The sequence below is a fragment of the Pseudaestuariivita rosea genome (assembly GCF_017592335.1).
GTDB classification, from domain to species: domain Bacteria; phylum Pseudomonadota; class Alphaproteobacteria; order Rhodobacterales; family Rhodobacteraceae; genus Parasulfitobacter; species Parasulfitobacter rosea.
This window is the reverse complement of record NZ_JACNMP010000032.1, coordinates 15,499-34,268: the sequence shown is the minus strand read 5'-3', so window position 1 is coordinate 34,268 and position 18,770 is coordinate 15,499. Positions and strand designations below refer to the sequence as shown.

The following is an 18,770-nucleotide window of genomic DNA, read 5'->3' as shown; positions in this document are numbered from 1 at the left end:
CGAGACGCCGCCGAACGCACGATAGAGGCAACATGGCGCAGGATCGGTAAGCTGCTCGACCGCTTCACCCCGCAGGAATGTGCGAATTACCTTGTCAACTCAGGATACGCTTCAACCTGATCTCATCTTGCTCTAGACAGAGCGCACCAATGACTTAGCAGATTTTTTGCACATAAATAACGGCCATGGCGCGGCAAGGTCGCAATGTAACTGCGAAGCATCGGTGGGCAGTAGACTTCGAACGTGTCCTGCCCCTTTTGGTCCCAACATCCCGCACGATGTAGTCCGGCATCCGGCTGAAAAAGATCGAAGACACCGGCACCGCCGAAGAAAAGACCACACTGACCTTCAGCGATGTCGAGATCCGCAACTTCGGGCAAGACGACCAGGAACAGATCCTGACCTATCCCGTCGCGTGCATTCGTGAAACCCACAAAATCGTGCGCGGCACCCGCCTGCACTACATGCACGCCGACCATCTCGGCTGCCTGCGCCTGATCACTCAACAGAACGGAACCGCCGCCAAATCCAGCATCTACAAACCCTTCGGAGAGGTCATAGACTTCACCCTCTACCCAACCTTCACTGACGAAACAAAAGGCTTCATCTGTGAACGATATGACGCCGACAGTGGCCTGCAATACCGCAACGCTCGCTACTACGACACCCAACTCGCTCTCTTCATACAGCCAGACTGGTTCGAGGTGATGCAGAAAGGTGTCGGGACAAAACCATACGTTCAAGTCATTTGATGGCGTTAAGGTCAAAAACGTCTCGTGATCAATACCGGCTGCGGATGCTGTCTACTGGTGACAAACGGTCGGTGTTTTTATTCAGAACAATTGACCGATGATCTTATTGCTCACCATCAGCGCCGTTTGTCCCTTGGTTGTGGTCGACTGGGGATTTCCTTCAGCAATCCGCCGACCCCCATGGCGGCGATGTCTTCGGATTGCACGTCGATCCCGCACACCACGCGCTCTAGCACCCAGTCCGCCCCGTTCAGCGCAGGGGATCGCGCGCAGCCGGGCAGGCCGATCACTGGGGTGTCGCCGATATCGCCCAGAAACAACAGATTGCCGGGATCAACCGGCATCCCGAACCGGGTGATCTGGCCACCCGACAACCGAACGGCCTCAGGTGCAACATCATGTGCGTCTGACGTGGCCGAGGCTGTCAGGATCAGCTTGATCTGACCGCCCGCCGACTGCAGCGCCTTGGCAATATCTTCTTCGCGGTGCGGCGTGTGCAGCACCTGGGTCAGATCAACGTCCAGGGCCTCAAGCCGCCCCTTGACCGCCTGCACGCCTTTATCATCAGACGGCCCGCCATCGATCCGGGTGACGATCAGCGATGCGGTTGTGATCACCGGCGGCACGACCCGTATGGCATCCCGCGCCACATCGCACGCGGCTTTGATCGCCGCCCGATCTACCGCATAGGAAATGATCTTGACCGTCCCCACCATCCGCCCCGCGCGCATGGGCGCATAGGGTGGAACCGTTGCCAGGGTCACCATCGGATCGACACGGTTCAGCGCGTGCACCTTTTCGGTGTCGATCATCGCCAACCCCGTGATGGAGGACTTCAGGTTTACACGGCCCGTAAAGCTGTCTGATACCTCAATAGAAGCTGCACCCGGGTCAGGCACCAGCGCCCCGGCCAGTTCAGCAGCGGCGGCGTTTTCATCCAGATCGTCCGGACCCAGAGTCGCCACGATCACCTCGGCAAGCCCGGCAGCCTGCAAGGCCCCGATGTGATCTTCGGTCAGCCGAACCCCCTTGCGCAGCCGGCCGTCCGGCAAGGCAATGGAATGGGCCAGAATGGCCCCCACCGCATCCGACGTAGGAACAGGTCCGAACTTCATGCAGGCTGCCGCAATGTCGCAGTCATCTGCGCCAGGATCGCAACGGCTATTTCTGCCGGGGACTTGGCCCCGATGTCCAGCCCCACGGGGCCGTGCAGGCGCGCCAGTTCATCATCGGAAAAACCAGCCTCAGCCAGCCGCGCCACACGTTTGGCGTGGGTGCGCGTCGACCCCAGGCATCCGATGTAAAACGCATCCGACCTGAGCGCGATCTGCAACGCCGGATCGTCCAGCTTGGGGTCATGGGTCAGCGTCACTATGGCCGTTCGCGTGTCAGGCCCATAGGCCGTTAGCGCCTGGTCCGGCCAGTCATGCAGGATCGTTTCACCGGGAAAGCGGCTGGCCGCACCAAACGCCTCGCGCGGGTCGATCAGCACCGGATCATACCCCGCAATCCGCGCCATGGGGACCAGAGCCTGCGCAATATGCACCGCACCGATAATCGCCATCCGCAGGGGCGGGTTGTGGATGCCAACGAAAACCTCGCCCTCAAACCCCGATTTATCGGCGCGAAACCGGTCGGCATGGGGGCCCTTGGGGGCATGATCCAACGCACGTTCCCAGGTTTCTGTGTTCACGTGATACGCAACCGGCGCCCGTGCCGCCCGTGCCTGCACCAGGTCCCGCAACAGATCGGCAGGCAGGGCATCGCCCACCGGCTCAACCAGCACACGGATCGTACCACCACAGGCCAGACCCACTGCAAAAGCCTCATCATCACTGACGCCGTATTCCAGCAGCTTGGGCGCGCCATCCTGCAACGCCTCAAGCGCTTCGACCACCACCGCGCCTTCCACACAGCCGCCGGAAACCGACCCCGACATCTCTCCGTCGCCCGCGATCACCAACTGGCTGCCCACCGGGCGCGGCGCACTGCCCCAGGTTTCCACCACAGTCGCCAACGCCGCACCACGGCCTGCCTGATGCCAGTCCAGCGCCACCTCGGGCGCGTTATCAAAAGGTGTCTCGGTCATTGCAAATACGCCATCATACGGGCCTTTTCGCCCAGATCATCCGTCAAAGATATAGTGTCGGCCAGCGCCTGAAGCGAGGCGATGTTGTGCCCCGCCCGAAAGCTGTCCACATGGGGCATCATCGCCGCGATCCCCTGGGCCTTGGGGGCAAAGCCATCCCACCGCAACAGCGGGTTCACCCAAATGACGCGACGGGCGGACAGATGCAACCGCTCCATCGCGCGGGCCAGCCCATCGGGGTCGTCCCGATCCAGGCCATCCGTGATCAGCAACACCACGGCGCCTTGTCCCAGAACCCGGCGCGACCAGTCGCGGTTAAAGGCGGTCAGACAGGCCCCGATGCGCGTGCCGCCCTCCCAATCCTGCGCCTCGGCCCCGGCAGCGGCCAGCGCGGCGTCCACATCGCGCTGGTGCAGATGCCGGGTGATATTCGTCAGTCGCGTGCCAAAGGTAAAGGCATGCACCCTGGCCCAACCCGGCCCCTTGTGGTTCGACACCGCATGCAAAAAATGCAACACCACGCGCGAATACTGCGACATCGAGCCTGAGATATCGCAAAGCGCCACCAGATTGGGCCAGCGGTCGCGCGGGGACTTCCGTGCAATCTGAGTAACCTCGCCCCCCTGTCGCATCGCCTGTCGCAGCGTGCGCCGCCAGTCGGCCAAAGCGCCCTTGGTCCTGGCCTGCATGCGGCGGCTGCGCATCGGTTTGATCGGCAGCGCCATCTGCGCCAGCATCCGCTTGGCCTGCGCCATTTCATCCGTGCTCATCAGTTCGAAATCCAGCGTGCGCAGACGTTCCTGCGATGACATCGTGCGCGACGCGTCGATCTCGATCTCAGTTGTGTCTTCCGGTTCCGGCAGGTCCGGCACATCCCGCATCGCGCCATCCAAAATCGCCTCGGCCGCGCGTTTTTCAGCGGCTTTTGCTGTGCGTTCCTCCTGCACTCCTCGGATCTGAGGCGTCAGCATCGCCATCATATGTTCCAGATACCGCGGATCACGCCAGTACAGCCGAAAGACCTGCGCAAAAACCGGTCGGTGTTCGGGTTTTGACACGAAACAAGCATGCAGAACCCAGTAAAAATCGCGTTTCCTGGTAAACCCCGCCGCCTGCACGGCCTGGATCGCGTCCATTACGCGCCCGGTTCCAATCGGCAACCCCGCCTTCCGCAACGCCCGCGCGAAATGGGTGATGTTAGACATCAGCTTTGGGTTATCCGGCAGGGCAAGGTCGGCGTACTTAGGCATGGATACTCATGCCTTGCATCGAATTGCTTTGCACAGATATCCCGCCCGGTGTGAAACACCGGGCAGCGCCCGACCGCCCCCCAGGCGGGCGCTTCACGCCCACCTCGGTCGGTCTCCGCCCTACGCGTGAAAACTGCAAAATCGTCATGTCCCCCGCACTGGCCCGACAAAAGATCGGCTGATCAGCCAATCGCGGCGGCCACGCCCGCCAACCAGCATCCCGCACCAGCTCTAATTCTTTCAAACCTGTTGGGCGAAAAAGGATCATCTTGCTTCCCTTACATAAGAACAAATGAAATCAGCCGCCTGCTGCGCTGTCATATCAGTTACATCCATTAAGACAGCACCATCTGGACAGAAAAGACGTTCATTTCTGCGAAGGGTCTGTAAAACGTCCACATCCATAAGCTTCGCCCCACCAGCACGCGCTGGATCGGTCAACCGACGCTGGTTTTCATCTGTCGATAGTTCAAGCAAGAACGGAAAAAGCCGTGCGTCTCTGTCCTTTGCAAGTCTAACGGTCGGTTCGAATAACGGCCTGGCCTCAGCTTCATTAGCAAGCGCGTCGGTCAAAATAATTGGCACATCGGGGGGTAACTGGCGAGCATGTGTCAGGATGATGTTTCTGACTTCTTCACGAAGCTTTATGCTCCCCTGCGTACCACGTTCATAGATGGCGCGGGCGGCATCAAGCATCAGGTGATTATCAATCAACCGGCCCCCCAAGTCATCTGCAACAATCCGTCCTATCGTCCGTTTCCCCGAACCTGGCCAGCCACCAATATGTATCACGGGTGCCACATGCATTCGATCACACCAGTTCCAGCTCGTTCAAATCTGTCGGACGAAAAAGGGTCATTCTGCATCGCTTCCATAGCTGCTGACTTCGATCAGATTGCCATCGGGATCATTGAAATAAACCGACGTGATCGGACCGCCCGCGCCTGATTTGGCAACCGGGCCCTCAACAATCTGCACATCCTGTTCTGTCAAACGATCCACCACGGCCTGCGGGTCAAGGTCGGTCAAAAGACACACATCCCCCGAACCGATGCAGGCGTGATTACGGGTTTCCTGCCCAAGCGTCTGCAGATTGATTTTCTGATCCCCCACCACAAGCGCGCGGCGCGATCCGGCAAAGGTTACGGCGCGAACACCCAGAATACGCCGATAAAACGCGACCGATGCCTCAACATCGCGCACCGTCAGCACGATATGATCGATGCCCGTGATCACACCGGCGCCAGTTCTGCCTTTGCCTCGTCCAGCAGCCGTTTCGCCTCGGACCCCTGCAATTTCTGGATATCGTCCTGATACTTCAAAATCGCCCCCAGCGTATCAGCGATCACATCGGGCGACAGGTTGATGACATCCAGCGCCAGCAGACATTTCGCCCAGTCAATCGTTTCAGCCACACCGGGTTTCTTGAACAGATCCTCGGTCCGCAGCTTCTGGACAAAGGCCACGACCTCACGACTTAACGCCTCGGCCGCTTCAGGCACGCGCGCGTTCAAAATCTGCACTTCGCGATCAAAATTCGGATAATCCACCCAGTGATACAAACACCGCCGCTTCAGCGCATCATGCACCTCGCGTGTGCGGTTCGACGTCAGGATCACAATCGGCGGCTCGGGCGCCTTGATCGTGCCCAGCTCGGGGATCGTCACCTGATAATCCGACAAGGCCTCAAGCAAAAACGCCTCAAAAGGTTCATCGGTCCGGTCCAGCTCATCAATCAGCAAAACGGGCGGGCCCGCCGCATCGGGTCGCATCGCTTGCAACAGCGGCCGTTCAATCAGATAATCCGACGAAAACAGCTGTTGCTGCAATACGTCCTTGTCTGCATTCCCCTCGGCCTCAACCGCGCGAATGGCGACCATCTGCGCGGCAAAGTTCCACTCGTACACCGCCGACGCGGCATCCAACCCTTCGTAACACTGCAACCGGATCAGCCGCCGCCCCAGCGCACTGGCAATCGCCTTGGCAATCTCGGTCTTGCCCACGCCGGCCTCGCCTTCTAAAAACAGCGGCCGCCCCAGGCGCAATGACAAAAACACCACCGTCGCCAGATCGCGCCCGCAGATGTAATCCTGCTGCGACAAACTTGCCTGAGTGGCATCGATATCGGAAAATGGCGCTGACATATCCCCTCCTGTCTGTCCGGTCATGCTGCACTTTGTCCCAAGAGGGTCAAGGGGGCCTAAAGTCGGACCGTGATTGTCATCGCCGCGCCACCGGTATAAATCTGACATGAAAGGGGGATCGCCACATGAACGCACCAGCATCGATCAAATCCAAAGACGCGCCGGACCTAGGCCGCTTTGACTGGGCCGACCCCCTGCGCCTGGATGACCAGCTGACCGAAGACGAACGCATGCTGCGTGACGCGGCCGAAGACTTCGCCCAGTCCGAACTGCAACCCGGCGTCATCGCCGCCTATCGCGACGAAATCACCGACCCTGACCTCTTTGCCAAAATGGGCGCGGCGGGTCTGCTGGGCGTGACCATCCCCGAAACCTATGGCGGGCTTGGCGCATCCTACGTCACCTACGGCCTGGTCGCGCGAGCCATCGAATGCGTCGACAGCGGCTATCGGTCGATGATGAGTGTGCAGTCATCGCTGGTCATGTACCCCATCTATGCCTACGGCAGCGAAGAGCAGCGCCAGAAGTACCTGCCGGGCCTGGCCAGCGGCCAGCTGATCGGCTGCTTCGGCCTGACCGAACCCGATGCGGGCAGCGACCCTGCGGGCATGAAAACCAAGGCCGAAAAAACCGCAACCGGCTACCGCCTGACCGGGTCCAAGATGTGGATTTCCAACAGCCCCATCGCCGATGTCTTTGTGATCTGGGCCAAATCCGACGCCCACGGCGGCAAGATCAGGGGCTTTGTGCTGGACAAGGGCCTGCCGGGCCTGTCCGCCCCCAAGATCGGCGGAAAACTGTCCCTGCGTGCCTCAATCACCGGTGAAATCGTGATGGACGGCGTCGAGGTCGGCGAAGACGCCCTGCTGCCAGGGGTCGAAGGGCTGAAGGGCCCCTTCGGCTGCCTGAACCGTGCGCGCTATGGCATCAGCTGGGGCGTCATGGGGGCTGCCGAATTCTGCTGGCACGCCGCGCGGCAATACGGGCTGGACCGCAAACAGTTCGGCAAACCGCTGGCGCAAACGCAGCTGTTTCAGAAGAAACTGGCCGACATGCAGACCGAAATCGCCCTGGGCCTTCAAAGCGCCCTGCGCCTGGGCCGCTTGATGGACGACGCCAACGCTGCCCCCGAAATGATCAGCCTGATGAAACGCAACAACTGCGGCAAAGCGCTGGACATCGCCCGCACCGCCCGCGACATGCACGGCGGTAATGGCATATCCGAAGACTTCCAGGTGATGCGCCACATGGCCAACCTTGAAACCGTGAACACATACGAAGGCACCCACGACATCCACGCCCTAATCCTGGGCCGCGCCCAAACAGGACTACAGGCGTTTTTCTGAGCGTTGACAAAAGTTCGCGCTAACCAAGTCATTCCAGAGGCGAAAACCAAGGGCGCAGCCTCAGCATGTAGCCCCCAGCATGCTATATCGGGTCTTGTCAGAATTGTTTGTTCATTTAGCGGGACGAACCAGTCGTTAAACAATCTTGCTGAAACAGCTGCTTTGGCACTTCGGCGCAAAATCAGTGAATTCCAAAGCGATGTTCCTTGCCCTTGGCTCGGTATGTAGGTCTGCGACGAACCGCAGGAAGTCATTCAAAGGTGAAAGTTCATGCCGCTATTTCAGATACTTAGTAAGACTGCCAAATCCGGGCGGCCAATTATGGGCTTCATGGATGTTCACGGAAACGTAGTGATTGAGCCGCAGTTCCTGCAAACTTTCGGTGACTTCTCGGAAGCGGGATACGCAGTGGTTCAGCGCCCCGGTGAGAAACAGCATATCATCATCAATACCCTCGGTGAGACCGTGTTCGTAATTCCCAAAGATCATAAGTCGGTCTCATTTACTCCACCAGATAAGCATGGAGTCTTCGGGGTCATGCACCAGGTGGATGCCGACAACAAGGACCTCTGGCACCTTGATGGGCGCGATTGGGCATTCCAGGGCGAGACCCACTACTATGCCATGCGGCTGGATGGCTCCATCGCATTTGAAGCATACCTTTCGGGCGCCATTGCTGGTTATTACGTCTTTTCGAACAGCGGAAAGATCAATGACAAACGGGGTCTGATGAACCATGAAGGACAGGTCGTTCTTCCGCCAATTTACGATCAGATCCGTCCATCTACTACGGATCCTTATGTGACAGTAATGAAGGATGGCGCGGCAAACGTTTTCACATTTGACGGCACTGCCGTGTTTCGGCAGTGGTTTGAGATCGGACGCTCAACAGATTTGCGCCCTGTCACAGACGGATTTTGGGTCGCACCCACGCCCGCAAAGGGCCATGCCGATGTCTTTGACGTGACCTCAACTGAGGTTATTGGCACCCTGCCCACGACATATTGGTCACCAATGATACCAAGGGCCTGCCCGACCTTGTCGGGTGGAATTGCTTGCATCAAGCACCCCGAAAAAGGGTCCGCATATTTCTTCCCAGACGGACGTGCCGCCATGCCAGGGATACTTGGAAGACCGCGCTGGTTCAAACCAGAGATGCGAACCGGTTACTTCTATGAAGGCCGCGCCAGTTTCAAACTAGGTGAGGTTTGGGGATACCTGGATTTGTCCGGTAGACATGCTATCACACCGCAGTTCTATTCCAACCTTCCGTTTCGAGACGAGCTAGCCCGGGTCAGATATCCTGCAGACGGAAACTCTTGGGACCGCTACTCTTACGTTGATCGCGAAGGTTCTGTCGTTTGGCACCAAGAAGACTAAATTGAACCAGTTTTCTTGGCTTCTTTTGGTCAGCAGACATTCACGCAACGCACAGCACCAATCACTTTGGGCTCAAATCAGACGACGGACCTTTCCTTCCAAAACCTTAACGCTGCAAACTTTGCAAACTTTTCGCTTCGATTTTTGTAAACTTGCGAAGTTTGGCACCGTACGGTGCGATTTATGATGCGTTAATGGCCTCGGAAAATGATTAATTCGGGCAGAGTGTTACCGAACTCTGACCCACCCGCACGCGTTGACATGAAAGTTATCCACAAGGCGATTTCGTGAACAATCCGTGGGAATCAGGAAATCGCCGCAAATCCCGCGAAAAATGTGTAAATTGCACATCTGAATTACGCGGTTTTGCGGAAAATGTGCAAATTGCACATTCAAAAACATCACCGAACGGCGGGTTAACTTTCATGACGTTGCGTTATGCCTTTGGGCCTTGGTACGATGTTACGACCCAAGTGCCCGTAATACTTGGGGCCAGTGCATTTTTCCTAAATTATAACAGTCGCTTACGCACCCGGCAAATCATCAGCGTTCTGAATGACTGACCCCAGCAATCCGTAACGCAATGCCTCATCCGTATTCAGCCAGAAATCCCGGGCCGATCGTGCCCGTCCGTTGAACCCGGCCTGTTGCGCTTGGGCGGTGCCTGTTACGCTGCTTGGGCAGCGTAACGCCAAGGCAGTAACGCGTGATTTTGTGGTCAGCGATTTGGGCGAGGCCCCATGTGAGCCATGCTTGGGGATCGACGTCGTTGAGCATGGCGGTCTTGATCAGGGTGAAGGGGATTGCCATGGCTTTGCCGCCACCTTGTGAACCTGCGAACATCCAGTTTTTCCGGCCGATGGCCACGGGTTTGACGGCGCGTTCGGCTGTGTTGTTATCTAGCTCAAGTTGGCCGTTCCCAAGGTATGGCCGTGCCTTTGGAATCCGGCGAAGGGCGTAGCGGATGGCCTGCGCCAGTGGTGACTTACACATTGCAGTCAAGCTTTCGGAACTGACCGCATAGCATCACGCCCGTCGAAGATCGTTGCTACCAAAGACTGTGCCTCAACTGCATACGTTAGATTTCAAATAATAGATGCCGCAAGATGCTTTGAACTTCACTTTATGCTTGTTTCCCCGCGTTTCCGCGTCTAAACGCGACCTTGGAGACGTGGCCGAGTGGTCGAAGGCGCTCCCCTGCTAAGGGAGTAGGCGGGAAACCGTCTCGAGGGTTCGAATCCCTTCGTCTCCGCCACCCACCATTTTCATTCAATTGTGCTCGATGCTATTTAACCCCTTATAGGGCTGTTTTTATTGGTTTATCCGCATTCGTTGTTGCTATTGAGTTTTCTTCGATTAGACTCGTTTCTATTCATTGCGTGGTAGAAAACGTGGTATTTTATGGCTGCTCTAAGCGGAAAGCTGACGAAGAATCTGGTGCGAACCCTCGGCCCCGGCCGCCACGGCGACGGCAGCGGTTTGTACCTTGTCGTTGATCCATCCGGCGCTCGACGCTGGATCGTCCGCGTCACAGTAAAGGGCCAGCGCAACCGCGAGGGCAAGCCGCTGCGCACAGACTTCGGTCTTGGTAGTGCTGATGTCGTCACCCTAAACGAAGCGCGTGACAGAGCCTTGGAGTATCGCCGCCTCGCCAAGCAGGGCATCAATCCCCGCTACAACGGTCGCCAAGAAATCCCCTGCTTCGAAGAGATTGCACGACAAGTCCACATCGAGCGTCTGCCAACGTGGAAGAACCCAAAGCACGGCCAGCAATGGATCAATACGCTGGCCGAGTATGCGTTTCCTAAGATCGGACGCTTGCCGGTGTCGGAGGTCGGCCAACCCGAGGTGCTGCAAGTCCTTCTGCCAGTCTGGACCGAGAAACACGAAACAGCCAAGCGCCTCGCTCAGCGGATCAAGGCGGTGCTGGATGTGGCGAAGTCAAAGGGCTTCCGAGATGGCGAGAACCCTGTGACAACGATCCGCGACGCCCGTGTGCTGCCACAGGTCAAACAGAAGGTGCAGCACCACAAGGCTATGCACTGGAAGGATGTGCCTGACTTCTACGCCCAGTTGGCAACAAAAGACGCGATGGCGGCAAAGGCACTAATGTTCACTTGCTTGACCGCGAGCCGTACCAGCGAAGTTTTGCAGTCCCGCTGGGAAGAATTTGATTTCGACGACAAGCTATGGACCGTACCGGCTGAACGCATGAAGGCAGACCAGGAGCACCGGGTCCCGCTTACGGACGAGATGCTAGCAATCATCGAGCCGCTCAGTGCCCTTAGGTCAGAAGTCGTTTTTGAAGGTCAGAAGCGGCACCGACCGCTGTCCAATATGTCCATGCTGATGCTGCTGCGCCGCATGAAAGTTGACGGGATCACCGTTCACGGCTTTCGGTCCACTTTTCGCGATTGGACATCAGAACAGCCAAACGTACCTCGCGAAGTTGCCGAGTTGAGCCTGGCGCACAAGATCGGTTCTGAGGTCGAGAGGGCCTATGCACGCTCGGATCTTCTCGAAAAGCGCCGCGAACTAATGGAAAGATGGAGTCATCATATTGTTGGAATACGGCGTTCATGACTTTGGTGAAGAGCCAGAGCAGGAGCCACGATTTGCTTGTGCAGGGCTCGAGGTCGAGTTGCTGCACTGGTGGCAAAAACTCGCGGCAACATTGAAAGAGCATCTGGGCGACTCGATCAGCAATGATCAGGCATTTGCAGCAGCGATGCTCATGTATAGCCCTTACGGCACGACGGGCCCGAGGTGGCCGAATATCAACAAGGGCTATGGCATTGGCCGGGGTAAATTTGCCCACGAAATGCTTAATGAAGTACGATCAGTTCTCGAAGAGATCCTAGCAGATGAAGAGGCTGGCAGTCGGGCAAAAGATGAAGTTCGAGATCAAGTTAGATCGCGGCTCTTCGAGCATGCTAGGCCGATCTGGCCTCAGATTAAGGGAATGCGTTACAAAGGCGATCAGGCGTTGCTGGACATGCTATCCCTTGCTTGTCACTACCTCGAAGCAGACATCGACAAACAGAAGTTAGAAAGCGGAAATTTCAGGGCTATTCGTATCGCCCTCTCGCTTAGGGTTGTTTTCGAAAGCTATACCTATCTCCCAGTAACCGCCGGGGATGACTTTAAGCAGAACCCGACATCAGTATTTGGGTTTTGCCTGAAAGGCATCTACGAAACATGTGAAATCAATGCGGGCTTCCGGCACTATGGCGAGAAGGCCAAAGATGCCAACCCTAACCATGTTAGCCTTGTAGAAATTCGGAAAATACTAAGCGAATACAATGGCATAGTTCGAAGCAATCCAGAGATTCAGAGTTTCACTGTAACTCTCTGATGACACTTAGAAACGGTTGAGTTTTGATGTTGGCAAGTGAAGCCAACAGAAAGGAAACTCGATGAGTGAACCGATTTTCGACAGCTCCCGTGTATACGACGATGCCGATGAAGAACTTGACCTGATCGCTCCCAAAAGTAAGCGCGCACAATGGCGGCACCGTCGGGTCGGGCCTACATTCCTAAAATGGGGAAGGCGCGTGAAATACCGGGGCGTGGACCTGAACGCATGGGTCGAGCACACGGTCGTTGAGACGGAGATGGGTGCGCAATAAAAAACAAAACCCCACCAACGGCAGGGCTTCGTCATATCGTGTTTAGCAGCTTCTGAATAGTCGATCCTCTGCTTCAAATCAAGAAGAACCGGCAGCCTGAGAAAGGTCTGCAATCACGCTGAAGTTTTCTTCGCGCAGAGGAGTCATGTTCATGGCAAAGATGGATTTCACAATGTTCCCGCTCAAAGTGCTGCGAGACCCGAAATGGCTAAAGCTCAGGGGCGATTTGAATGCCCAGCTGGTCTACCGGATGCTTTGGGCGTGCGAACACACGGACTATCCTGGGCTGTTTCGCTACCCGCTCCCGTATCTCAGTCATGATCTGGGGAACAGTTCAGAGGAAACCAGGCAGATATTTGGGCAGCTCGCGAATGTTGGCCTTATCGAATTCAACGAGATCACAGGATTTGTGCGACTGGTCGGCTGGTACCGACTCAAGTACTTCCCAGATAGTTTGAACGTCTTGAAATCTAGGTCAGCGCCATATCTCGATGGCTCTTTGCCCACAGATATTCTGACGTCTGGCTCCGCCTCAGATTTGATTGTCGCAAGCTACAAACATGCTCGAGTGTTGCCTCGAGTGACTGAAGCACAAAAGCGACATCATGCAGATTACGTTGGTCATCTTGAGATGCTGGTCCGCCATTGCGCCGATAACCTACATGGTTTCGAAAGTTCCTTACTCGCTGAATTTGCTGAGAACGGACAAGAACTTCAAACTGAGTATGAATGGCTAGTCCACACCCGCACCGGTTTGAGCAGAGAAGCCGCAGAGAGCTTTGGACTTGTGATCGGCGAAGACCCTTTGGAAGCCCTTGCTCGGGGCTATGGAAACCCTCCGCAGGGGCTTGGGAACGAGAAGAAAAGAGAAGATGAAGAAAAGAAAAAAGCTTACTCGGGGACCACGAGTTCAGTCCTCTCAGATATAGGCAACAGTGGGCCACGGGCATCAACCCTCAAGAGCGAGTTGGCTTTGTCCGCTAACGGGGTTGCGCCATGACGGTTTTGCGGAATTTCAAGCGAAGCAAGAGACCTCATCGCTTGGTTAAAGTCGGCTGTTCGGCACCAGGATTTTCTTCATGACGCACTCCAAGTCTAGAGCAAGGCGACCCGTGTCTGGCGACTCGGGACCTTGGGAGGGGCGGCAAGCCTCCCCTTCCAACCCCAACCCACGGCTTCGCCGTGCTGAGAATGCGCTGACTGAGAAGATGGATATTCGATGCACGAAGGCCGAAAAGATCGAGATCAAGGAGAAAGCTGAGGCTGAGGGCATTCCCGTCTCAGCATTGCTGCGAGAGCAATTGGGACTTGTGACATCGCATCGCCGTAAGTCTGTTCCCCGCGTCTCGCAGCTACAAATTCGGCAAATCGCGACTTGCTGCATCGTTCTCGAAGGCATCGCGCATGATGTGAAAACTGCGACGGAAGCTGGACAGTTGGATCAAAAAGTGGGTCTAGGTATTGTCGCTGCACTGATCGAACTTCGGCGCGGGCTAAACTCTGCTCAGTTGGACATTTCTAAGTTTGAGCGGATATGTTGATCCAGTTTTTCCCATCCGGCACTGGTGGCGGCTTGGGGCCGGTTGGGTACCTGATCGCTGATGAGGTGCGCCAGTACGATGAGAATCGAGACGTCGTTCGCGATGCGGACGGCGAACCTGTCATGGTCGCACGTAATCCCAAGCCAACGGTGTTACGCGGCGATCCCAGCAACACCAGCATCCTAATCGACACTTGTCGGCACAAATGGTCCTACCGATCCGGTGTTATGTCTTTCACTCGCGATGATGCACCGAGTGAAGACGACCAAAACGCTGCGATGGATGCGTTCGAGGCCTTGGCCTTTGCAGGTCTCGAACGCGGCCAATACGACTGTCTTTGGGTGCGTCATCAGCATGAGGATCGCGTCGAGTTGCACTTCTGCACGGTGCGCCAAGAGTTGCGAACCGGGAAGAGCCTAAACATCGCCCCGCCCGGCTATCAGCAGGCTTTTGATGCTCTGAGAGATCACCTCAACAAGACACATGGCTGGGCCGACCCGGAGGATCCTGAACGGGCGTCCGAGGCTAAACCCATTGTAGAGGCTACCAATAGAGCAAAAACGCGCGAGCAGCTGCACGATTGGATCACTGACCGCATCGCCGATGGATTGATCTCAGATCGGGCTTCGATGGTCGCTGCTCTCCAGGAGCAAGGGTTCGAAGTGCCGCGCGCCGGGCAAAAGTACATAACCGCATTGGACCCCAAAACAGGGGAACGGATGCGCCTGAAGGGGACGTTTTTTCATGAAGACTGGACGATCGAGAAACAGATTGACCGCGAGGTTGCAGCAGAAAGCGCAGCAGGCGGTGGATCAGGAAAGCGCCTCGCTCGATGCAGCGCTGAAGACCTACACCGCCGATATCGAAAAGCGTGTGAAAAGCGCGCAACTTACAATAGAGAACGCTATCGATCAGTTCGCGACATCGATGGACCAGAAAGTGGCAGCGGTCGCCAAACAGAACGCGGTTTGGGCGGAAAAGGCAGCGGAGGCGAGCGAGACGGTCCACGAAGCAAGGATGGATTGGTTGCGGGGGAGCGTGACGTTGATCGCGTTGCCGATGGTGATAGCCGCGATCTCGGCGATGGTCGGCAGCCTATTGGCGACGGCGATCATACTGTCTTGGGCTATGAAGACGCCCGACGACCTAACACTGCAACGGAGCTCGGCGTTGAGTTCCCCTGGTGGACAAAGCACGACCCAAACAACAGATTTCTTAGTCCATATTCCGAGTGGCGGCATCGGTTCGAAACCGACTTTGCTTTGCGCAACCTTACAAGGGGAGGCCTCTTAAATGCTGACGCCGCTCGAGCAAGAATTGCTGACCTACGTCGAAGAGCTGACGCGTGCCTGCGAAGCCTCAACGCAGCAACTGAAAGCGTCCGAAAGCGCACTGATCGTGTTGGAACGAAAGTTGACGGAGCAGACCAAGCTTGTGTCGCGGGATATGATCTTCTGCGTGTCAGTTTTGGCAGACTCACAGGAGGCTTTGATGTCTTCGTGGCAAGCCTTCACAGATGGTGGCGAGAACGCAAGGACAGCGGAGAAAATCTCGGACGCCCAGATCGACCAGCTTCAAGACGCACAGAGCCGACTTCGCAAGGCATATCGCTGGATAAACGGCGAGACATAGCCGAACCAACCGGTCATCGCCCGACCTGGCCATCACCGTGAAACCAAAACGAACTGCTAGCTACCAGATAGCTACCAGTTGCCATACAGCTACTCGGAAAGTTCTGAAAATGCCGGTTATCTCATTTGCCAATCCAAAAGGCGGGGCGGGCAAAAGCACAAGCGCCTTGATTTTGGCTACTCAACTTGCCGAGAACGGTGGAACGGTGGAGGTCATAGACGCCGACCCGGAACAGTGGATCAGGCAGTGGGCCGAATTGGGTCCCGAACCGAAAGGGCTATCGGTCACCTCTTGTACCAGTTCAGAACAGATTGTTGAAGCGATTGCAGAGGCGGCGCAGAGGGCCCAGTTCGTTATCGTTGATCTCGAGGGAACGGCGAGTTTGCTTGTCGCTCAAGCGGTCGGGATGTCTGATTTCGTTTTGATCCCTTTGCAGGCCTCCACGATGGATGCGAAAGGCGCTGCAAAGACGTTGAAGTTGATAAAAAACCAATCTGTCATGCTGCGCCGCCCCATCCAACATTCAGTGGTTTTCACGCGCACCAACGCTGCGATCCTAACCCGATCTATGAAAAACGTCAGACAACAGCTCTCAGAGGCTAGTGTCGACGTGTTGGAAACGGCAATTGTTGAGCGCGCTGCGTTTAGGGACTTGTTCGACTTTGGTGGCGGGTTGTCCGATTTGGACCCTGACTTGGTAAGCAACTTGGACAAAGCGAAGGAAAATGCTCGCCAGTTTGCAGGGGAGGTGGTGCGGAGTTTGCTAAAGAAGGAGGAGATAGTTTGACCAAAGCGCGTGCGAAGATCGGATTTTCGGATGAACTGGACGACCTGAGTGGGATCGGATTCGCAGATGCCGTTGGCGCTGATCTCAAAGAGCAGACTGAGGCTGCACGGGGCGCTGCAGCGCAAACCGGTTTCATTCGTGAAGGACATCAGCAAAAACCTCTGCGGCGACGACGCACTGGGCGGAACGCGCAGCTCAACATCAAAGCGAAACCAGAGACGATTGAAGCTTATTGCCGCATTGCTGACGAACACGGCTGGGGGCTTGGGGAAACACTGGAGTATGCGGTTGAACTGCTGGATAAGCAGAAGCGCTAGCTTTCAGATTTTCCGGTCTGCTCCAGCCAAACAATCTTCAAGCTGTTGGAAAAAATCAACCAGACTTACATCAAGCTGTTCGCACAAGGCATGCAGGACGGTCAGCGTTGGTTGCCGATTGCTGGTCTCTAGCAAAGAGATGTAGCTGACCGACAAATCGGCTCGAAAGGCCAGCTCTTCCTGAGACAATCCCGCCATTTTTCTGCGCTGTTTCAGCAGCTTCGCGAATTCGCGGACCAGGTTTTCGTTAACACGTTCCATCCCCAAGGGTATCGGGGAGCTTGTTCTCGCACTCCAATGACTATAGTCATATTTTTACTATAGTCATTGATGGGGGACTACTTTTGAAACAGCTCGGAAGCTTCAATCTCAAGAGCATCCGCGATTTTGAGGACCACTTTGAGGCCGGGGTTACGCTCTCCCCGCTCAATCCCGCCGATATATGTGCGGTCAAGATCGACGGCATGGGCAAACCCTTCCTGAGAATACCCGCGCTGTTTGCGCAGTTCTCTCAGGCGGTTGCCGAAGTCCTTGATCGTGAAGCTTTTCTCCATCCGAGCATCGGGCGGAAAAGATGTTCAATCGTCCACGGATTTATCGTATCATTTTGGGGATCACTGAGGAATTGACCATGAATCTATTCGAGCAGCACATGATTGAGACAACTGGCAAGCATCCGGACCTCAATCTCGATCCACATCTACACAAAACCCTTCGACTGAAAGCGAGCGACGTGAGCGTGGAGTATGCGCTGCGTCATATCAGCAAATTCGACCACCTACTGGGCTTCATGCTGGCCGCGTTCCAAAAGCGGGAAGAAGGCGGTCATGCGAACCTGAAGCAAGCAAAGCGCATTGAGCAGATGTGCCTGCTTCACCCTCATTTTCACGACAAGGCAAAGGAGATGCTCGCAGACCCGATGCACGCAAACGCGGGAGCGCGCAAATGACCAGTGAGCACTGGCAAACCTGCCCATTCTGCCAAACTGAGTTGCCCGAAGATGCGATCGCCTGTTCTGGATGCCAGGCCTACAAGGGTATCCTAATCAACGGGCGCGCTGATGGCGTGAAACAACCGCATCAGGTCAAGGCCCGCTCCATCGTGTTCCACGCGCTTGGTTTCGTCGGCGCGGTTTTCATGCTTGGGGCGATGTTTGCCGGAGCGGGCGACTGGTGGATCGGGTTGATCGTCTCCGCCTTTGGCTTTGCCTTGGGCGCTCTCTATGGCAAATGGGCCAAGGGCGAGCAGCAATGGTTCCGAAATCAATAGCGAAGGACGCGCGGGATGGCGCACTGGTACACGGCGGACACCCATTTTGGGCATGAGAAGGTGATTGCACTATGCAACCGCCCGTTTCGCGATGCTGGGCACATGGAAGCGGTCCTAATCGAAAATATGTGGAAGGTCGTGCAGCCGGATGACGATCTTTGGATCGTTGGCGATTTCGCGCATGGGCCAAAGGCAAAAGATGCGAGCTATCTTGAAGGCCTATTTGGGCAGCTGCCTGGCGCGCGAAAGCACCTTGTTGTGGGAAACCACGACCTGGAGTTAACGCAGGCTTTGCCGTGGGACAGCGTGTCCGACATCGCTCAGGTCAAGGACGGTAAGGATGGCCTAGCGCATACGCTGTGCCATTTTCCGATGATCACCTGGAACGGGGCTAGGAAAGGCTCGCTGCACCTGTTTGGTCACGTGCATGACCGTTGGAAAGGCACCCGAAACGCTGTGAATGTTGGAGTGGATCAGTGGGAGTTCATGCCGGTTGATTTCCGACAGGTGGAGCGGCTTGCTAAGCAAATGCCGGTCAACAAACACTGGGGTGATGTTGAGCGCTCGTAATGGCTTAAGTCTTCAAGTTCGAGTAGCAGCTTCCATCTTCTGTGCCACGTCGACACAGGGCGTC

General features: G+C 56.2%; 24 protein-coding genes, 1 tRNA gene and 1 pseudogene. 16 read left to right on the top strand and 10 right to left on the bottom strand.

Going from position 1 to position 18,770, the window contains the following annotated elements:
- Window positions 1-464: 464 nt before the first annotated feature.
- Complete coding sequence (locus H7848_RS20355) at window positions 465-752, top strand: RHS repeat domain-containing protein (protein WP_419555520.1); 288 nt, start codon at window positions 465-467, stop codon at window positions 750-752.
- A 116-nt stretch (window positions 753-868) separates the two neighbouring features.
- Here the strand turns inward: H7848_RS20355 and H7848_RS16365 are convergent, their stop codons facing one another.
- The 7 genes from H7848_RS16365 to H7848_RS16335 form a co-directional block, all read right to left on the bottom strand.
- Window positions 869-1,867: a molybdopterin-binding protein gene (locus H7848_RS16365; RefSeq protein ID WP_208353624.1), complete on the bottom strand. Its 999-nt coding sequence runs from the start codon at window positions 1,865-1,867 to the stop codon at window positions 869-871.
- Window positions 1,864-2,841, bottom strand: a complete 978-nt coding sequence (locus H7848_RS16360; RefSeq protein WP_208353622.1) for an XdhC family protein — start codon at window positions 2,839-2,841, stop codon at window positions 1,864-1,866. The genes H7848_RS16365 and H7848_RS16360 overlap by 4 nt, the downstream gene beginning before the upstream one ends.
- Window positions 2,838-4,091, bottom strand: a complete 1,254-nt coding sequence (locus H7848_RS16355; protein ID WP_208353621.1) for a vWA domain-containing protein — start codon at window positions 4,089-4,091, stop codon at window positions 2,838-2,840. Before H7848_RS16355 ends, H7848_RS16360 begins: the two co-directional genes overlap by 4 nt.
- Window positions 4,084-4,359 carry a hypothetical protein gene (locus H7848_RS16350; protein WP_208353618.1) on the bottom strand — a complete coding sequence of 92 codons (276 nt, stop codon included), beginning with the start codon at window positions 4,357-4,359 and terminating at the stop codon, window positions 4,084-4,086. Before H7848_RS16350 ends, H7848_RS16355 begins: the two co-directional genes overlap by 8 nt.
- Window positions 4,356-4,805 (bottom strand): hypothetical protein, encoded by a 450-nt coding sequence (locus tag H7848_RS16345; protein ID WP_208353615.1) that lies wholly within the window; start codon window positions 4,803-4,805, stop codon window positions 4,356-4,358. Before H7848_RS16345 ends, H7848_RS16350 begins: the two co-directional genes overlap by 4 nt.
- Before the next feature lie 141 nt (window positions 4,806-4,946).
- Window positions 4,947-5,327 carry a VOC family protein gene (locus H7848_RS16340; RefSeq protein ID WP_208353612.1) on the bottom strand — a complete coding sequence of 127 codons (381 nt, stop codon included), beginning with the start codon at window positions 5,325-5,327 and terminating at the stop codon, window positions 4,947-4,949.
- Window positions 5,324-6,235: an AAA family ATPase gene (locus H7848_RS16335; protein WP_208353609.1), complete on the bottom strand. Its 912-nt coding sequence runs from the start codon at window positions 6,233-6,235 to the stop codon at window positions 5,324-5,326. The genes H7848_RS16340 and H7848_RS16335 overlap by 4 nt, the downstream gene beginning before the upstream one ends.
- A 125-nt stretch (window positions 6,236-6,360) precedes the next feature.
- Here H7848_RS16335 and H7848_RS16330 point away from each other — a divergent pair, with 125 nt between their 5' ends.
- Both H7848_RS16330 and H7848_RS16325 read left to right on the top strand, forming a co-directional pair.
- Window positions 6,361-7,581, top strand: a complete 1,221-nt coding sequence (locus tag H7848_RS16330) for an acyl-CoA dehydrogenase (RefSeq protein ID WP_208353606.1) — start codon at window positions 6,361-6,363, stop codon at window positions 7,579-7,581.
- Window positions 7,582-7,851: 270 nt separating this feature from the next.
- Window positions 7,852-8,961: a WG repeat-containing protein gene (locus H7848_RS16325; protein ID WP_208353604.1), complete on the top strand. Its 1,110-nt coding sequence runs from the start codon at window positions 7,852-7,854 to the stop codon at window positions 8,959-8,961.
- 667 nt (window positions 8,962-9,628) lie between these two features.
- Here H7848_RS16325 and H7848_RS16320 read toward each other — a convergent pair.
- Window positions 9,629-9,948: pseudogene (locus tag H7848_RS16320) on the bottom strand (IS66 family transposase); the annotation flags it as partial.
- A 178-nt stretch (window positions 9,949-10,126) separates the two neighbouring features.
- On the opposite strand from H7848_RS16320, the gene H7848_RS16315 reads away from it, so the two are divergent.
- From H7848_RS16315 to H7848_RS16275, 10 genes are all read left to right on the top strand, one after another.
- Window positions 10,127-10,216 (top strand) — tRNA-Ser (locus H7848_RS16315).
- Window positions 10,217-10,362: 146 nt separating this feature from the next.
- Complete coding sequence (locus tag H7848_RS16310; RefSeq protein WP_208353603.1) at window positions 10,363-11,544, top strand: tyrosine-type recombinase/integrase; 1,182 nt, start codon at window positions 10,363-10,365, stop codon at window positions 11,542-11,544.
- Window positions 11,525-12,316 carry a hypothetical protein gene (locus H7848_RS16305; protein WP_208353601.1) on the top strand — a complete coding sequence of 264 codons (792 nt, stop codon included), beginning with the start codon at window positions 11,525-11,527 and terminating at the stop codon, window positions 12,314-12,316. The genes H7848_RS16310 and H7848_RS16305 overlap by 20 nt, the downstream gene beginning before the upstream one ends.
- Before the next feature lie 61 nt (window positions 12,317-12,377).
- Window positions 12,378-12,590 carry a MerR family transcriptional regulator gene (locus H7848_RS16300; protein ID WP_208353599.1) on the top strand — a complete coding sequence of 71 codons (213 nt, stop codon included), beginning with the start codon at window positions 12,378-12,380 and terminating at the stop codon, window positions 12,588-12,590.
- 151 nt (window positions 12,591-12,741) lie between these two features.
- Window positions 12,742-13,590, top strand: coding sequence for a hypothetical protein (locus H7848_RS16295; RefSeq protein WP_208353597.1), 849 nt, complete (start codon window positions 12,742-12,744; stop codon window positions 13,588-13,590).
- 208 nt (window positions 13,591-13,798) lie between these two features.
- Window positions 13,799-14,131, top strand: a complete 333-nt coding sequence (locus tag H7848_RS16290; RefSeq protein WP_208353595.1) for a plasmid mobilization protein — start codon at window positions 13,799-13,801, stop codon at window positions 14,129-14,131.
- Between the two features lie 744 nt (window positions 14,132-14,875).
- Window positions 14,876-15,424 carry a hypothetical protein gene (locus tag H7848_RS19965; RefSeq protein ID WP_237072806.1) on the top strand — a complete coding sequence of 183 codons (549 nt, stop codon included), beginning with the start codon at window positions 14,876-14,878 and terminating at the stop codon, window positions 15,422-15,424.
- Complete coding sequence (locus H7848_RS19960) at window positions 15,425-15,763, top strand: hypothetical protein (protein ID WP_237072805.1); 339 nt, start codon at window positions 15,425-15,427, stop codon at window positions 15,761-15,763.
- A 109-nt stretch (window positions 15,764-15,872) separates the two neighbouring features.
- Window positions 15,873-16,550 (top strand): ParA family protein, encoded by a 678-nt coding sequence (locus H7848_RS16280; RefSeq protein WP_208353592.1) that lies wholly within the window; start codon window positions 15,873-15,875, stop codon window positions 16,548-16,550.
- Window positions 16,547-16,867, top strand: coding sequence for a hypothetical protein (locus H7848_RS16275; RefSeq protein ID WP_208353590.1), 321 nt, complete (start codon window positions 16,547-16,549; stop codon window positions 16,865-16,867). The genes H7848_RS16280 and H7848_RS16275 overlap by 4 nt, the downstream gene beginning before the upstream one ends.
- 3 nt (window positions 16,868-16,870) lie before the next feature.
- Here H7848_RS16275 and H7848_RS16270 read toward each other — a convergent pair whose 3' ends face one another.
- Window positions 16,871-17,128, bottom strand: a complete 258-nt coding sequence (locus tag H7848_RS16270; RefSeq protein ID WP_208353588.1) for a helix-turn-helix domain-containing protein — start codon at window positions 17,126-17,128, stop codon at window positions 16,871-16,873.
- A 77-nt stretch (window positions 17,129-17,205) separates the two neighbouring features.
- On the bottom strand, window positions 17,206-17,421 hold the full coding sequence (locus H7848_RS16265) for a helix-turn-helix domain-containing protein (RefSeq protein WP_208353586.1): 216 nt from the start codon (window positions 17,419-17,421) through the stop codon (window positions 17,206-17,208).
- 20 nt (window positions 17,422-17,441) lie between these two features.
- Between H7848_RS16265 and H7848_RS16260 the strand changes: the two genes are divergently transcribed.
- The 3 genes from H7848_RS16260 (at window position 17,442) to H7848_RS16250 (ending at window position 18,706) form a co-directional block, all read left to right on the top strand.
- The gene (locus H7848_RS16260; protein ID WP_208353583.1) at window positions 17,442-17,816 is read left to right on the top strand and encodes a hypothetical protein; all 375 of its coding nucleotides are present in this window, start codon (window positions 17,442-17,444) and stop codon (window positions 17,814-17,816) included.
- On the top strand, window positions 17,813-18,136 hold the full coding sequence (locus H7848_RS16255) for a hypothetical protein (protein ID WP_208353580.1): 324 nt from the start codon (window positions 17,813-17,815) through the stop codon (window positions 18,134-18,136). Before H7848_RS16260 ends, H7848_RS16255 begins: the two co-directional genes overlap by 4 nt.
- A gap of 102 nt (window positions 18,137-18,238) precedes the next feature.
- Entirely contained in the window at window positions 18,239-18,706 is a 468-nt protein-coding gene (locus H7848_RS16250) for a metallophosphoesterase (RefSeq protein WP_237072804.1), read from the top strand.
- Window positions 18,707-18,770 lie beyond the last annotated feature (64 nt).

Excerpts from the sequence above, each read along its gene's own strand:
- H7848_RS20355 (WP_419555520.1), top strand. The coding sequence starts at position 465 with ATGCACGCCGACCATCTCGGCTGCCTGCGCCTGATCACTCAACAGAAC.
- H7848_RS16365 (WP_208353624.1), bottom strand. The coding sequence starts at position 1,867 with ATGAAGTTCGGACCTGTTCCTACGTCGGATGCGGTGGGGGCCATTCTG.
- H7848_RS16360 (WP_208353622.1), bottom strand. The coding sequence starts at position 2,841 with ATGACCGAGACACCTTTTGATAACGCGCCCGAGGTGGCGCTGGACTGG.
- H7848_RS16355 (WP_208353621.1), bottom strand. The coding sequence starts at position 4,091 with ATGCCTAAGTACGCCGACCTTGCCCTGCCGGATAACCCAAAGCTGATG.
- H7848_RS16350 (WP_208353618.1), bottom strand. The coding sequence starts at position 4,359 with ATGATCCTTTTTCGCCCAACAGGTTTGAAAGAATTAGAGCTGGTGCGG.
- H7848_RS16335 (WP_208353609.1), bottom strand. The coding sequence starts at position 6,235 with ATGTCAGCGCCATTTTCCGATATCGATGCCACTCAGGCAAGTTTGTCG.
- H7848_RS16330 (WP_208353606.1), top strand. The coding sequence starts at position 6,361 with ATGAACGCACCAGCATCGATCAAATCCAAAGACGCGCCGGACCTAGGC.
- H7848_RS16325 (WP_208353604.1), top strand. The coding sequence starts at position 7,852 with ATGCCGCTATTTCAGATACTTAGTAAGACTGCCAAATCCGGGCGGCCA.
- H7848_RS16310 (WP_208353603.1), top strand. The coding sequence starts at position 10,363 with ATGGCTGCTCTAAGCGGAAAGCTGACGAAGAATCTGGTGCGAACCCTC.
- H7848_RS16300 (WP_208353599.1), top strand. The coding sequence starts at position 12,378 with ATGAGTGAACCGATTTTCGACAGCTCCCGTGTATACGACGATGCCGAT.
- H7848_RS16295 (WP_208353597.1), top strand. The coding sequence starts at position 12,742 with ATGGCAAAGATGGATTTCACAATGTTCCCGCTCAAAGTGCTGCGAGAC.
- H7848_RS16290 (WP_208353595.1), top strand. The coding sequence starts at position 13,799 with ATGGATATTCGATGCACGAAGGCCGAAAAGATCGAGATCAAGGAGAAA.
- H7848_RS19965 (WP_237072806.1), top strand. The coding sequence starts at position 14,876 with ATGAAGACTGGACGATCGAGAAACAGATTGACCGCGAGGTTGCAGCAG.
- H7848_RS19960 (WP_237072805.1), top strand. The coding sequence starts at position 15,425 with ATGCTGACGCCGCTCGAGCAAGAATTGCTGACCTACGTCGAAGAGCTG.
- H7848_RS16280 (WP_208353592.1), top strand. The coding sequence starts at position 15,873 with ATGCCGGTTATCTCATTTGCCAATCCAAAAGGCGGGGCGGGCAAAAGC.
- H7848_RS16270 (WP_208353588.1), bottom strand. The coding sequence starts at position 17,128 with ATGGAACGTGTTAACGAAAACCTGGTCCGCGAATTCGCGAAGCTGCTG.
- H7848_RS16265 (WP_208353586.1), bottom strand. The coding sequence starts at position 17,421 with ATGGAGAAAAGCTTCACGATCAAGGACTTCGGCAACCGCCTGAGAGAA.
- H7848_RS16260 (WP_208353583.1), top strand. The coding sequence starts at position 17,442 with ATGTTCAATCGTCCACGGATTTATCGTATCATTTTGGGGATCACTGAG.
- H7848_RS16255 (WP_208353580.1), top strand. The coding sequence starts at position 17,813 with ATGACCAGTGAGCACTGGCAAACCTGCCCATTCTGCCAAACTGAGTTG.
- H7848_RS16250 (WP_237072804.1), top strand. The coding sequence starts at position 18,239 with ATGGAAGCGGTCCTAATCGAAAATATGTGGAAGGTCGTGCAGCCGGAT.